We start from the raw sequence: 13996 nt of genomic DNA on the forward strand, positions 1-13996 counted from the left end.
CCCTCGATCCCCGGAGTCCTTCATGCTTAAACAAGGTTCTGCCATCGACCGCTACTTCAAAATTTCCGAGCGTGGCTCCACATACTCCCGGGAAATCCGAGGCGGCTTCGCAACCTTCTTCGCCATGAGCTACATCGTGGTCCTTAACCCGTTGATCCTTTCCGGGCAGGATTCCAGCGGAGCGTCGCTGGGATTCACCGCCGTCGCGGCCACCACGGCATTCGTCGCGGGCATCCTGACCATCCTCATGGGCGCCTGGGCCAAGCACCCGTTCGCCGTTGCCACGGGCTTGGGCGTTAACGCGTTCGTAGCTGTGACCGTCGCCTCGCACCCGGGCCTGACCTGGCCGGACATGATGGGCCTGGTGGTCCTCTCGGGCCTGACCATGCTGATCCTCGTTCTCACCGGTTTCCGTACCGCCGTATTCAAGGCCGTACCGGAAGCGCTCAAGACCGCGATCGTGGTGGGCATCGGCCTCTTCATCGCACTGATCGGCCTGGTCAATGCAGGGTTCGTCCGCCGCATCCCTGACGCCGCCGGCACAACCGTTCCGCTGGGATTGGGCGTCGACGGGAAACTGCTCGGCTGGCCCACCCTGGTGTTTGCCCTCGGCCTGATCCTGACCATCGCACTGGTGGTCCGCAAGGTCCGTGGCGCCATCCTGATCGGCATCGTGGCATCGACGGCTTTGGCCGCCATCCTTGAGTTCACGCTCCACATCGGCCCGAGCAACGACGGCACGAACATCAACCCGCGCGGCTGGTCCCTTGTTGCCCCGACCCTGACCAAGTGGGGTGCCCCGGACCTGTCACTTATAGGTAAGGCCAACCCGTTCGGCGCCTTTGAACACCTCGGCTTTATTGCCGCAGCGCTCCTGGCATTCGTGATCCTTTTGAGCATCTTCTTCGACGCGATGGGCACCATGGTCGGCCTGGCCAACGAAGCAGGGACCGTTGACAAGGATGGCAACATCCCCAACGTTGACCGGGTCCTGCAGGTGGATGCCCTCGGCGCGATCGTCGGCGGCGGCGCATCTGTTTCCTCCAACCAGATCTTCGTTGAGTCCGGCGCAGGCATCGGCGAAGGCGCACGCACCGGTCTCGCCTCGATCGTCACCGGCGTGCTGTTCCTGGTGGCCATGTTCTTCACACCACTGATCAACCTCGTCCCCTTTGAAGCAGTGGCACCCGCACTGGTTGTTGTGGGCTTCATGATGGTTTCCCAGGTGGGCAAGATCGACTGGCAGGACTGGGGCGTGGGCATCCCCGCCTTCCTGACCATCGCCCTCATGCCGTTCACGTACTCCATCGCAAACGGCCTGGGTGCGGGGTTCATCTCCTTCGTCCTGATCCGCACGTTCCAGGGCCGCGCCCGCGAAGTACACCCGCTCATGTGGGCCGTCGCCGCTGCGTTCCTGCTGTTCTTCGGAATCGGAACAGTGGAGGAACTGCTGGGCGTCAAATAGCCCAGTCCGCAATCCCAGACACACCCCACCTGTTTTTGCTGGTTTCGGCATCGGAGGTGGGGTGTGCTTTAACCATGGAAACAAGCGTCCCCACAGTAGATGTCAGCCCCACCCCGTGGACCGGCCGGTTCGACGGCACCGGCGCTGAGCATCGCCGGTGGTGGCAGGCCATTGCCCCGCACACGCCCGAAGCCTCCGCAGCAGCCACGCGTCCCGCCGTCGTGCTTGGTTTTTGCAGCGACGCCGGGGTGCTTCGCAACAAGGGCCGCACAGGTGCGGCAGCGGCCCCTGCCGCGATCCGTTCGGCGCTTGGCCCCCTTGCCTTCCATCTGGGCCGGGACGTGTTCGACGCCGGTGACGTAGTTGTGGAGGACGACTCATTGGAAGCGGGCCAAAAGCGCGCCGGCCGCGCTATTTCGGTACTGCTCGACGCCGGGAACCTCACCGTGGTGCTGGGCGGCGGACATGAGACCGCGTTCGCCAGCTACCTGGGCGTTGCCGGTTCTGAGGTGCTCCAAGGCAAGCGGCTGGGCGTCCTGAACCTGGATGCCCACTTTGACCTGCGAGATGACCCCACGCCGAGCTCGGGCACCCCGTTCCTGCAGATGGCCCGCGCGGAAGCTGCCGTGGGACGCGAACTGCAGTACGCCGTCGTCGGAATTTCCGAACCAAACAACACGCGGACGCTCTTCGACACGGCGGACCGGCTCGGCGTGAAGTACCTTCTCGATGAACAATGCTCGGCGGAAGCCGCGGAGATCTTTGTTGCCGATTTCCTGGCCGGCGTGGACGCCCTCTACCTGACGATCGATCTTGACGTGATGCCTGCTTCAGTAGCCCCCGGGGTAAGCGCACCCGCCGCGTATGGGGTGCCCTTGCCGGTGATCAGTGCGATCTGTCGCCAGGTTGCGGCCAGCGGTAAGTTGCTCCATCTTGACGTCGCAGAGCTGAATCCGGAGTTCGACATCGATTCCCGGACCGCCAAAGTCGCAGCCCGGTTGGTGAACACCCTCCTCGCATAGGTTCGCGGGCCCTTTCCCGTTCGCACTCCGCCGTTTAGCCTGTGAGGAGGAAGGACGGCGATGAGCGCAATTCCTGTGCAGGACAAGTGGGCCTGGGTCTCCGGGCTACTCGCTGTTGGGTTGGGGCTGGCCGCCCACATGGCCGCTGGCGGAAGCGCCCCGGCCATCCCCGTCGTCTTGGGCTTCGCCGCGCTGTGTTGCCTGGCTGCGCAACTCCTGGCCCGCTGGGTCCATGGGCCTTTGCTGTTGCTGCTGGCATCCGGTGTGGCGCAGCAACTGTTGCACTTGGGGTTCGTCGCGTTCGGAGGCTACTTCCCCGGCACCGGGCTGGTGCAGCACCTTCATGGCACGGGCCAGGGGCTCGGCGATGTGCCCGCGGCGGGTGCCTCCGACGGCGGCTCGCCGCACATCATGCTCTACACCCATATGGCTGCCGCGATTCTTACCCTCGTAGTGACCGCCGGAGTAACCAGGCTTCTCAATCGCGCGTCACTGCGGGCAACCGAGGGCAACACCGCGTAGTCCCGCGTAGTCCCGCGACAGGCAGGGCAACGAACGTTGGAAACCGCGTATCCGGGCACCTAGTGTCGTTGGAGCGTGGTGTACCCAAGAGGCCAGGGAGCTGCCTGCAAAGCAGCGCACGCGGGTTCGAATCCCGCCACCACGTCCAATCGCCCTCCCGGATCATCCAGCGAGGCGGCACGTAATGCGGGTGTTTCGTCCAAACATTGGCATAAAGTGCCACCTCGGCGCGCCTGAGACCCAGGTCACGGAAGTGGGAGTCATCTTACAGATATATGCCTTCCTCCGACTATGATTGATGGGTCGCCCTCGCATGCGGCAATTAATAGGAGGCCCCCCAATGACCCCTGCAATGATTGCAGAACGCGAAATCCGCCTGTCCTTTTCCAAGGCAGACGAGATCCACGACGGACTCGACCGCGCCGTGGATGCACTGATCGAAAACGCAGCAGCAGACGCTAACTGCGGCATTCTGGTGACCCGGCACGAGCCAGGCACCTACACCGTGGCTCTGGACGAATCCGTTCCCTTCGGTCAGACCCGCGAAGTACTCGCTGCCTGATTGTCGTCCCTGACGGCACCCACGGCAGCGAACAAAAAACCGGGGCCCGTTGCCTCTCCGCATCTACTACCCGCGGAAAGGGAACGAGCCCCGGTTTTTGTTTAAGCTACGCCCGGCGGAGAGTCACGCCGTCGGACTTCATGAACAGTTCCTTGCCCTCTTCGGTGACACCAGGTCCCGAATGTTCAAGCCACACGACGTTCCCGCTGCTGGAAATCTCCTCGATCCGGCCGGTTGCGATGACGTGGGCGTACTTGACCACTTCCACCGACTCGCCGACTTTCAGCATCCTCCAGTCCGAAACCGTAGCCGAGTGGGTGCTTCGCCTGGACAGGACTGCTCCGCGTGCCTTCATTGAACTTCTACCCCTTTGTGGATGTTCTTTGTTGTGTATTGAGTTGTGAACGGTTGACCGTCAAGCCCACGGCAACGCTGGCGTGGACGTGACGTACACCATAAGTTCTACTACATTTGCCGCGCCCCGGTGGTTGCGTTGCGGACAAACACCGGGGCATGACAAATCTGCTCACGAAATGAGCGTTTTATTCGACGTCAGGCCAAAATCCCGACGGCGGATTCGGCGGCCGCACGAACGGCGCCGGAGCCAACCAAACGGTCAGCCGCCTCCAGTTCCGGTGACAGGAACCGGTCGGTTCCCGGCCCCTGGACCACTTCACGAAGCACCTCAAGCACGGCCGCGCCGGCCGGGCCAGGGGTGAGTTCGCCGTCGGACATTTGCGTCCGCATGTCGATGGCGCGGGCGCTGGTGACGAGCTCGACGGCGAGTACCCGACGCAGGTTCTCAACAGCCTTCCGCAGCTTCCGGGCAGCGTGCCAGCCCATGGACACGTGGTCTTCCTGCATGGCGGAGCTCGGGATGGAGTCCACCGACGCCGGAACGGCCAGCCGCTTGTTGTCCGAGACAAGCCCGGCCTGCGTGTACTGGGCGATCATCAGGCCGGAGTCAACGCCCGGGTCTCCGGCGAGGAAGGCCGGCAGTCCGTGGGAGCGGGCCGGATCCAGCATGCGGTCCGTGCGGCGCTCAGCGATGGAGCTGAGGTCGGCAATTGCGATGGCCAGGAAGTCCAGGACATACGCCACGGGGGCGCCGTGGAAGTTGCCGTTGGAGGTGACCCGGCCATCGGGAAGGACCACAGGGTTGTCGATGGCTGCGGCGAGTTCGCGGGAGGCGACCAGCGCGGCGTGGTCCACGGTGTCGCGGACAGCACCTGCGACCTGCGGTGCGCAACGCAGTGAGTAAGCGTCCTGCACCTTGGTGTCGTTGATCCGGTGGGACGCCACGATCGGCGAGTTGGACAGCACACGGAGCATGTTGTCCGCGCTGGCAGCCTGGCCGGGGTGCGGGCGCAGCGCTGCGTGAAGCTCGGGAAGGAACACCTGGTCGGTGCCGAGGAGGGCCTCGACGCTGAGCGCTGCGGTGACGTCCGCCGTCGCAAGCAACATGCGGATGTCGGCGATGGCCATCAGCAGCATCCCCAGCATGCCTTCGGTGCCGTTGACCAGCGCCAGGCCTTCCTTCTCGGCCAGCGTGACCGGCTCAATGCCGTGCTGCGCGAGCAGCTCAGCAACGGGCGCCTTGCCGGCGGTGCCGTACAGTTCGCCGTCGGGTCCGGTCGCTTCGCCTTCGCCCATGAGGACCAGCGCACAGTGCGACAACGGGGCGAGGTCGCCGGAACAGCCGAGTGAACCGAACTCGCGGACCAGCGGGGTGATGCCCGCGTTGAGGACGTCCACCATGGTCTGCAGGACCACCGGACGGACACCCGTGCGGCCGGAGGCCAGGGTCTTGGCGCGGAGGAACATGATGCCGCGCACCACTTCGCGCTCCACAGCCGGGCCCATTCCTGCAGCGTGGCTGCGGATCAGCGACTTTTGCAGCTGCGTGCGGAGATCGTTGGGGATGTGGCGGTTGGCCAGCGCGCCGAAGCCCGTGGAAATGCCGTAGGCCGGGACGTCGCTCGTGGCGAGGCTGTCGATGTGCGCACGGACCTTGGCGACGTTGTCCAGGGCTTCCTGGGAGATGGCCACCTTGGCGTCGTGGCGTGCGACGGCGACGACGTCTTCCGGGGTCACGCCGGAAGAGCCGAGGGTGACAGTCAGTTGTTCGTTGGAGGTTATGGTCATGTTCTTACTTCTCGTTCATGGGGATACGGACGCCTCGTTCGTTGGCGACCTCGACGGCGCGGTCGTAGCCGGCGTCGACGTGGCGGATGACGCCCATGCCGGGGTCGTTGGTCAGGAGTCGTTCGAGCTTCTGCGCGGCGAGGTCCGTGCCGTCGGCGACGGAGACCTGCCCGGCGTGGAGGGAGCGGCCGATGCCGACGCCGCCACCGTGGTGGATCGAGACCCACGTGGCACCGGAGGAGGTGTTGAGCATGGCGTTGAGCAGCGGCCAGTCAGCAATCGCGTCGGACCCGTCAGCCATGGATTCGGTCTCCCGGTACGGGGATGCGACCGAGCCGGAGTCCAGGTGGTCGCGGCCGATCACGATCGGGGCTTTGACCTTGCCTTCTTTCACGAGCTGGTTGAACAGCAGGCCGGCCTTGGCGCGTTCGCCGTACCCGAGCCAGCAAATACGCGCCGGCAACCCCTCAAACTCCACCCGGTCCGCAGCAGCGTCAAGCCACTTGTGCAGGTGCGTGTTCTCCGGGAAGAGCTCCTTGATGGCCTTGTCCGTGACGGCAATATCTTCCGGATCTCCGGACAGGGCAACCCAGCGGAACGGGCCAAGGCCCTCGCAGAACAACGGACGGATATACGCCGGAACAAAGCCCGGGAACTCGAACGCACGGTCGTAGCCGCCCTTGCGGGCCTCGTCACGGATGGAGTTGCCGTAATCGAAAACCTCTGCACCGGCGTCCTGGAACTCCACCATCGCCTGGACCTGACGGGCCATGGAGGCCTGTGCCTTCTTGGTGAACCCTTCCGGGTCGGATTCCGCTTCGGTGTGCCACTCATCGACGGTGATGCCCTCGGGAAGGTAGGACAACGGATCGTGCGCGGATGTCTGGTCCGTGACCACGTCAATGGTCAGCTCTCCCGCCTTGTGGCGGCGAAGCAGTTCAGGGAACACCTCGGCGGCGTTGCCCACATACCCCACGGACCAGCCACGGCGCTCTTCCTTGGCCTTGTTGACCTTGGCAATCGCGGTGTCCAGGTCGGTTTCAACCTCGTCGAGGTAGCGCTTGCCGGCGCGGCGACGGAGGCGGGTTTCGTCGACGTCGACAATCAGGCAGGCCCCGTCGTTCAGGGTGACAGCCAGCGGCTGGGCTCCGCCCATGCCACCGCAACCGCCGGTCAACGTCAGGGTGCCAGCCAAGGGACCTTCGGTGGAACCTTCAGCGGCGGGGGCCGGGTGGCGGCCCTCTGAAGCGAGCTTGTTTCCGACGGCGGCAAACGTCTCGTACGTGCCCTGAAGGATGCCCTGGGTACCGATGTAGATCCAGGAACCGGCCGTCATCTGGCCGTACATCATCAAGCCCTCGGCCTCGAGCCGGCGGAACTCGGGCCACGTTGCCCAGTCCCCCACCAGGTTGGAGTTGGCCAGAAGTACGCGCGGCGCCCACTCGTGGGTGCGGAAAACGCCCACCGGCTTGCCGGACTGGACCAGGAGGGTCTCGTCTTTCTCCATGGTTTCCAGGGTCCGAGTGATCGCATCGAATGCGGCCCAGGAGCGGACAGCGCGGCCCGTGCCGCCATAGACCACCAGGTCATCCGGACGCTCGGCAACCTCGGGGTCCAGGTTATTCATCAGCATGCGCAACGGCGCTTCGGTCTGCCACGACTTGGCAGTAAGTTCAGTACCTCGCGCGGCCTTGACCGGACGGGCACCAGTGGTGAAATCGGCGGGTGCCATGGTGACTCCTTCGTCTGTGGGGAAGTATGGACTGGAAAGATCTTCTGCTTCTACTAAAGCCCCTCAATCGCGCCGCCGGAACGACTTTGGGAAGGCTGCTGTCCGGTATTTCAGACATACGCCCTTGCTGCGCCGGCAGTCCGCGGAGTGCTTGGAGGGGCGCCAGCAGCCCTCGTATTTACGCGGCAAGGAGAGCATGCTGGACCCTCACCAGAGCGAGTTTGGGCGGATGGCAAGCCCCACTGAAATCCTTGCGGTGGATCGGCCCCGGCACATCCGGACCCGTTTCGGCAACACAATCCTGAAAGGCGAATCGGACGTCAGGTTCGTGCCGGAGGGCCAACGCGAGCACGAAGCCCGGGACAACCCGTAAAGGGTTAGCCGGCGGGGCGGCCGTGGATCCGGACCGACAGTTCGTCCGCCGCCTTCCGGATGCGCGCGGCCAGCACGGGCCACTGCTCAGCCGGCACTTTGTCCTCCAGGAACGTGACGGCGACTGCCGCCGTCGGCCATCCCACATGGTCCGTTACCGCAGCGGCGATTGAGCCGAATCCGGGGGTGATTTCGCCGTTTTCCGTGGCGTAGCCGCGCTGCCGGACCTGGTCCAGGTGCGATGACAGGGCCGAGTACTTCATGATGGGGAACTCGACTTCGTGACGGGAGGTAAAGGCCGCGGCGTTCGGATAGAGGGCCCGCACCTGCGACTTGGGCAGGGCGGCGAGGATGGCGCGGCCGGAGGCCGTGAGGTGGCTGGGAAGGCGGACGCCGACGTCGGTTACCAGGCTCGGGCGGTTCTTGGCGCGTTCCTCAACGATGTAGAGGACATCGCGACCGTGGAGCACAGCGAGGTGCGCGCTTTCACCGATGACGTCGACCAGTGAGGCGAGCATGGGCCGGCCAAGCCGGGAAAGTGGTTCCTGCCGGGAGTACGCCGAGCTGAGCTCGAAGGCGCTGATTCCCAACCCGTAGCGCTGTTCCTCGTGCAGGTGGAGGACGAAGCCGTTGGCCTCCATGACGCCAAGCAGGTGGTACACGCTTGACCGGGGCAGGCCGAGCGCCGTCGCAATATTCGACGCCGCCATGGGGCCACGGCGCGAGGCCAGCAGTTTCAGGATCCGCAGGGTGTTCTCGGCAGCCGGGACCTTGGACGTGGCCTTTCCTGGCGCTACTGGAGTGGTTGTCATGGTTCCTCGCTGCTCGGCTTATCCGGGAGCCCCGAACCGGAAGTGTCCGGTATCCCGTACTCAAGCGTGCACCCCCGGCTGCCCATCCACCAACCAGCTGGCGGTGATGAGTGTCTGAAATGCCAGACCACGGATCCGGCTGTCTGCGATCAAAGACACCAAAGCCGCGTGAGTCCCATCACAAGGGCCCCAAAAGTGATCTGCTGGATAGCGATCCCCTCCCAAAGACGAGAAGGTTTTACTATGCAACAAACCAAGCTGGCTGCGGAGAGCTCTGTGCTCCAAGCCGCGGGTACAGCGCTCAGCCGAGGCCTCAACGTCCGCCACATCCGCTTCATGGCACTCGGATCCGCGATCGGCACGGGCCTTTTCTACGGCTCCGCCTCCGCCATCCAAAAGGCAGGCCCGGCGGTCCTGCTTGCCTACATCATCGGCGGCGCGGCCGTGTTCATGGTCATGCGTGCGCTCGGCGAGATGGCCGTTCGCCACCCCGTGTCCGGATCTTTCGGCCAGTACGCCAGCCGCTACCTCGGCCCGTTCGCAGGCTTCGTGACCGGTTGGACCTATGTATTTGAAATGGCGATCGTAGCAATCGCCGACGTTACGGCTTTCAGTATCTACATGGGCTTCTGGTTCCCGCAGGTGGACAGATGGATTTGGGTGCTTGCGATCATCTTGTTCCTGGGCGCCATGAACCTGCTCAGCGTGAAGGTGTTCGGCGAGCTTGAGTTCTGGTTCTCGCTGATCAAGGTGGTGGCGATTATCGCCATGATCATCGGCGGTGCGGCGATCGTCGTGTTCGGCTTCCAAACGGGCGACGGCGGTGGCGTGGCACCGGGGCTGGGGAACCTCGTGAACCACGGCGGTTTGTTCCCCAACGGATTCGAAGGGCTCTTGGCCGCGTTCGCCGTCGTGATGTTTGCGTTCGGTGGGATCGAAACCATCGGCATCACCGCAGGTGAAGCAGCGGACCCCAAGAAGGTCATTCCGCAGGCGGTTAACACGGTGCCCGTCCGCGTCCTGCTGTTCTACGTCCTGACGCTTGGTGTGCTGATGAGCATCTTCCCGTGGAACGAGATCGGCAGCAGCGGCAGCCCGTTCGTGCAGATTTTTGATGGCCTGGGTATCCCGGCTGCGCCGCACATCCTCAACGCAGTGGTCATCACCGCAGCCCTGTCGGCTATCAACAGCGATATCTTCGGAGCCGGCCGCATCCTCTTCGGACTGGCCCAGCAGGGGCACGCACCGAAGAGTTTCGGCAAGGTCTCCCGGCACGGGGTGCCGTGGATGACGGTGGTGATGATGGGTGGCATCCTGCTGGTCGGGGTGGTTTTGAACGCTGTCATCCCGGAGGACGTGTTTGTGCTCATCGCGTCCATCGCAACCTTCGCCACGGTGTGGGTGTGGGTGATGATCCTGGTTTCGCACGTCGCCATGAAGCGGGAGATCAAGCGCAAGGGGCTCCCGGCGTCGGAGTTCGGTTCGCCGCTGTGGCCCGCTGCTTCGATCCTGACCATGGCGTTCATGGCCATGGTGATCGTGATCCTGGGGGTCTTCGAAGACACACGCGTTGCCCTGTACGTGGGTGGAACCTGGTTGGTGCTGCTGTTCGTCGCTTACAAGCTGTGGGTGCGCGGCGGGGGCCTGCGCCGTGCTGAGCTGGTGGACGAGACCGCCTGATTCCCTGCGCCGAGAGTGCAGTTAATGCCAATGTTCACGCAGAAAATTGGCATTAACTGTCATCTCGCGGAGCTGTTTAGACGGAAGCAGCGGCGGAACGCACGGCCTCGGACAACGGAGTCGACGGGCGTCCGATCAGCTTGCTCAGGTCGCCTCCGGTCACCAGGAGATCTCCGCGGGCAATGCCCAGATCGGAGTCGGCCAGGATCTCCGCAAAGGCTTCCGGAACGCCAACGCTTGTCAGCAGCCCCGCGTACTCAGCCGCGGTCAGGTCGTTATAAGCGATGGTTTGACCGGAAGCTGCCGTGATTTCAGCAGCGAGTTCAGCCATGGTGAAAGCATCGTCCCCACCGAGCTCGTACACTTTTCCGGCCTGGTTGTCAGCGACCAGGACAGCCGCAGCCGCATGAGCATAGTCGGCGCGCGTTGCACCACTGACCTTGCCATTTCCTGCGCTACCCGCAAGCGCTCCCTGGGCCAGCGTGCCCGGCAGTTGCTCGGTGTAGTTCTCCAAGTACCAGCCGTTCCGCAGGAGCACGAACGGGACGCCGGATTCCTTGAGGATGGCCTCGGTAGCCTGGTGCTCGGCCGCCAGTTTCATTCCGGTGGTTTCGGCGTTTGCGATGCTGGTGTAAGCGAGAAGCTCCACTCCTTCCGCCTTCGCTGCTTCAATCACCGTACGGTGCTGCTCCACGCGCTGGCCCACGGCACTGCCGGAGATCAGCAGGACCTTGCTGGCACCTTTCAGTGCTTCTGCAACTGACGCGGCGTCTTCATAATCCATTGTCCTGACCTGAACGCCACGGTCCGCAAAATCGGCCAGCTTCTCGATCGAACGGCCTGCAGCAATGATGGTCTCTGCGGGGACGTTGCGCTCCAAGAGTGCCTCTACTACGTGACGGCCCAGCTGTCCGGTTGCTCCAGTGATAACGATGCTCATGGTGTTCCTCTCCAAGGTTTTTGCTCTGTCATGCTGGTCAACGAGCCAAGAAGCCATAAACTTCCCAAAAGAGAGTACGCACTTTAAGGTAAGGTACTGACATGAAAGTAAGTGCCATACCCGCCCCGCTCCCGGCCACCCTCGCCGACGGCGTGTTCCCGGCCGGCTGCCCCAGCCGGACGGTGCTGGACCACATCACGAGCAAGTGGGGCGTGCTCATTCTGCTGTCGCTCTCCGAGGGTGAGCAACGGTGGAGCGAACTTCGACGCCGGGCTGACGGCATCAGCGAAAAAATGCTGGCCCAAACCCTCAAAACACTCGAAAAGGACGGTCTGGTCCGCCGCGATGCGCAGCCCGTCATCCCGCCCCGCGTGGACTACAGCCTGACCGAACGAGGCCGCGAACTTGCCGCCCTGCTCATCCCCTTGGTGACGTGGGCCTTCGACAATGCCGAGGCCATCATCGGCGGCGAAGGTTAGGCCGGCTCCGACCGCCGAAACTACAAGTAATGCCAATGTTCGCGTCGAACATTGGCATTACTTGGCATCTCACCGGGGCTGCTATCGGGCCGACCACCCACCGTCCATGGTGTAGCTCGCTCCGGTGACCATACCGGCGTCGTCGGAGGCCATCCAGGCTGCCAACGACGCAACCTCATCCGGCTCCACCAAACGCTTCACAGCGGACTCCGTCAACATCACCTTGGCCAGGACCTCGGCCTCGGGGATCCCATGGAGCCGGGCCTGGTCCGCGATCTGCTTCTCAACAAGGGGCGTTCGGACGTAGCCGGGGTTGATGCAGTTGGAGGTGACCCCGCGCTCGCCCCCTTCCAAGGCAGTGACCTTGCTGAGCCCCTCGAGGCCGTGCTTGGCGGACACGTAGGCGCTCTTGTAGGCCGAGGCCCGGAGTCCATGGACCGAGGAGATGTTGATGATCCTGCCGAACCCGTTGGCGTACATGTGCGGGAGCGCGGCCCTAATGAGGAGGAACGGCGCCTCCAGCATCAGGGCCAGGATCCGCCGGAACTCCGCGGGTTCGAACTCCTCAATCGGCGCAACTTTCTGGATGCCCGCGTTGTTGACCAGGATGTCGCAGTCCAGGCTCAGTGCCGCCAGGGCGTCGACGTCCAAGAGGTCCACCGTCCACGCCGTGCCGCCCAGCTCATCGGCGAGGGCCGCAGCTCCGGAGGCGTCGACGTCGGCCACTACAACTTTCGCCCCACGGGCGGCCAGCGCCCGGGCACAGGCTGCACCGATTCCGCTCGCACCGCCGGTCACCAATGCTTTGCGTCCGTTCAAGGAGTTGTCCATCGAATCAGCCCTTCGAGGTGGTGGAGGCAGTCGTCAGTCCGTGACGTTCGGCATCGGCTTCGTCCACGGATTCGAGCGCGATGCCCTTGGTCTCCTTGAGCGAGATCACGGCGACGGCGGTAATCGCGCAGGCGACCACCAGGTAAATCGCGGTGGGGAGCCAGGAGCCGGTGTCCTTGAGCCACTGCGTTGCCAGCAGCGGCGCCAGTGAGCCTGCGAAGATCGAGGTGACCTGCGAGCCGAGCGAAACGCCGGAGTAGCGCATGCGGGTGGGGAAGAGTTCGGACATGATGGCCGGCTGCCCCGCGTACATGAAGGCATGCAGGCACAGGCCAATGGTCACGGCGAGCACGATGACCACGGCATTCTTGGTGTCGAACATGGGGAAGGCGAAGAACGGCCACGTCGCGCCGGTGATGGCACCAATCAGGTACACGGGCTTGCGTCCCCACGAGTCCACGAGGCGTCCAACCTGCGGGATGACCAGGAAGTGGATGAGGTGTGCGATCAGGAGAGCCAGCAGAAGCGAGGAAGTGTCGTACTTGTGGACGCTCTTGAGATAGACGATCGCGAAGCTCACCACGAGGTAGTACATGATGTTCTCCGCGAACCGGAGTCCCATGGCCTGCAGGATGCCCTTGGGGTACTTGCGGATGACCTCGCCCACGCCGTAGCTGATGGCCTTGGATTCCTCCACCTGCGCCTTGGCTTCAAGGAAGATCGGGGCTTCGGTGACATGGGTGCGGATGTAGTAGCCCACGAACACGATCACGGCGGAGAGCCAGAACGCTACGCGCCAGCCCCAGCCGAGGAAGGCTTCACTGCTGAGCGTGGTGGACATGACGAACAGGACCAGCGTGGCCAGCAGGTTTCCAACCGGCACGGCTGCCTGCGGCCAGGATGACCAGAAGCCACGGGATTTATTGGGGCTGTGTTCAGCCACCAGGAGCACCGCACCACCCCACTCGCCACCGAGCGCGAAGCCCTGGATGAAGCGGAGGGCCACCAGCAGGGCAGGCGCCCAGTAGCCGATGTCCACGAAGCCGGGGAGGCAGCCCATGAGGAACGTGGAGACGCCCACAATCACGATGGTCAACTGCAGCGTGGGCTTGCGGCCCAGTTTGTCGCCGATCTGGCCGAAGACGATTCCGCCCAGCGGACGGGCAACGAAGCCCACCGCGTAGGTGATGAACGCCTGGATGATGCCGTCCAGCTCGTTGCCGGTGCTCGGGAAGAAGTACTTCCCAAAGACCAGGGTTGCCGCAGTGGCGTAGAGGAAGAACTCGTACCACTCCACTACAGTGCCCACCATTGAGGCTGCGACGATCTTCTTCAGGCCGGAGCCCTTGCCGGCATCTTTTCCGGCTCTTGATGCGGAGCGCTGCTCAACGCTCATATCCATCTCCTCAGTGTCCTCTTTGACCCTTTTGAACG

14 protein-coding genes and 1 tRNA gene are annotated in these 13996 nt (G+C 63.8%); 8 read left to right on the forward strand and 7 right to left on the reverse strand.

Features of this window, described 5'->3' with window-relative positions; all coding sequences use genetic code 11:
* The first annotated feature begins 22 nt into the window (after positions 1-22).
* The 5 genes from NEK97_RS12060 to NEK97_RS12080 all read left to right on the forward strand — a co-directional run bounded on the left by NEK97_RS12060 (position 23) and on the right by NEK97_RS12080 (position 3571).
* Positions 23-1465 (forward strand): NCS2 family permease, encoded by a 1443-nt coding sequence (locus tag NEK97_RS12060; RefSeq protein ID WP_257370153.1) that lies wholly within the window; start codon positions 23-25, stop codon positions 1463-1465.
* Positions 1466-1539: 74 nt separating this feature from the next.
* Complete coding sequence (gene hutG / locus NEK97_RS12065) at positions 1540-2487, forward strand: formimidoylglutamase (RefSeq protein WP_257370154.1); 948 nt, start codon at positions 1540-1542, stop codon at positions 2485-2487.
* A 60-nt stretch (positions 2488-2547) separates the two neighbouring features.
* A complete protein-coding gene (locus NEK97_RS12070; protein ID WP_257370155.1) occupies positions 2548-3009 on the forward strand; it encodes a hypothetical protein in 462 nt (153 codons plus the stop codon).
* A gap of 74 nt (positions 3010-3083) precedes the next feature.
* A tRNA-Cys gene (locus tag NEK97_RS12075) sits at positions 3084-3157 on the forward strand.
* 192 nt (positions 3158-3349) lie between these two features.
* The gene (locus tag NEK97_RS12080; protein ID WP_017198995.1) at positions 3350-3571 is read left to right on the forward strand and encodes a hypothetical protein; all 222 of its coding nucleotides are present in this window, start codon (positions 3350-3352) and stop codon (positions 3569-3571) included.
* A 106-nt stretch (positions 3572-3677) separates the two neighbouring features.
* On the opposite strand, the gene NEK97_RS12085 is transcribed toward NEK97_RS12080, so the two are convergent.
* The 3 genes from NEK97_RS12085 to NEK97_RS12095 form a co-directional block, all read right to left on the reverse strand.
* A complete protein-coding gene (locus NEK97_RS12085; RefSeq protein WP_257370156.1) occupies positions 3678-3926 on the reverse strand; it encodes a hypothetical protein in 249 nt (82 codons plus the stop codon).
* 197 nt (positions 3927-4123) lie between these two features.
* Positions 4124-5716, reverse strand: coding sequence for a histidine ammonia-lyase (gene hutH, locus NEK97_RS12090; protein ID WP_257370157.1), 1593 nt, complete (start codon positions 5714-5716; stop codon positions 4124-4126).
* A gap of 4 nt (positions 5717-5720) precedes the next feature.
* Positions 5721-7448, reverse strand: coding sequence for a urocanate hydratase (locus NEK97_RS12095; RefSeq protein ID WP_257370158.1), 1728 nt, complete (start codon positions 7446-7448; stop codon positions 5721-5723).
* 229 nt (positions 7449-7677) lie between these two features.
* Here NEK97_RS12095 and NEK97_RS12100 point away from each other — a divergent pair, with 229 nt between their 5' ends.
* Positions 7678-7821 carry a hypothetical protein gene (locus NEK97_RS12100; RefSeq protein ID WP_257370159.1) on the forward strand — a complete coding sequence of 48 codons (144 nt, stop codon included), beginning with the start codon at positions 7678-7680 and terminating at the stop codon, positions 7819-7821.
* Positions 7822-7825: 4 nt separating this feature from the next.
* Here NEK97_RS12100 and NEK97_RS12105 read toward each other — a convergent pair whose 3' ends face one another.
* Positions 7826-8632 (reverse strand): IclR family transcriptional regulator, encoded by an 807-nt coding sequence (locus tag NEK97_RS12105; protein WP_211710815.1) that lies wholly within the window; start codon positions 8630-8632, stop codon positions 7826-7828.
* Between the two features lie 243 nt (positions 8633-8875).
* On the opposite strand from NEK97_RS12105, the gene NEK97_RS12110 reads away from it, so the two are divergent.
* Positions 8876-10312 carry an amino acid permease gene (locus NEK97_RS12110; protein WP_257370160.1) on the forward strand — a complete coding sequence of 479 codons (1437 nt, stop codon included), beginning with the start codon at positions 8876-8878 and terminating at the stop codon, positions 10310-10312.
* A 76-nt stretch (positions 10313-10388) separates the two neighbouring features.
* Here the strand turns inward: NEK97_RS12110 and NEK97_RS12115 are convergent, their stop codons facing one another.
* A complete protein-coding gene (locus NEK97_RS12115) occupies positions 10389-11252 on the reverse strand; it encodes an SDR family oxidoreductase (RefSeq protein ID WP_257370161.1) in 864 nt (287 codons plus the stop codon).
* Positions 11253-11353: 101 nt separating this feature from the next.
* Here NEK97_RS12115 and NEK97_RS12120 point away from each other — a divergent pair, with 101 nt between their 5' ends.
* A complete protein-coding gene (locus tag NEK97_RS12120; RefSeq protein WP_235520178.1) occupies positions 11354-11731 on the forward strand; it encodes a helix-turn-helix domain-containing protein in 378 nt (125 codons plus the stop codon).
* 81 nt (positions 11732-11812) lie between these two features.
* On the opposite strand, the gene NEK97_RS12125 is transcribed toward NEK97_RS12120, so the two are convergent.
* Both NEK97_RS12125 and NEK97_RS12130 read right to left on the reverse strand, forming a co-directional pair.
* A complete protein-coding gene (locus tag NEK97_RS12125) occupies positions 11813-12562 on the reverse strand; it encodes a 3-hydroxybutyrate dehydrogenase (protein ID WP_257370162.1) in 750 nt (249 codons plus the stop codon).
* Between the two features lie 4 nt (positions 12563-12566).
* A complete protein-coding gene (locus NEK97_RS12130; protein WP_257370163.1) occupies positions 12567-13958 on the reverse strand; it encodes an MFS transporter in 1392 nt (463 codons plus the stop codon).
* Between the last annotated feature and the right edge of the window lie 38 nt (positions 13959-13996).

Source organism: Paenarthrobacter sp. UW852 (assembly GCF_024608385.1).
Lineage (GTDB): Bacteria > Actinomycetota > Actinomycetes > Actinomycetales > Micrococcaceae > Arthrobacter.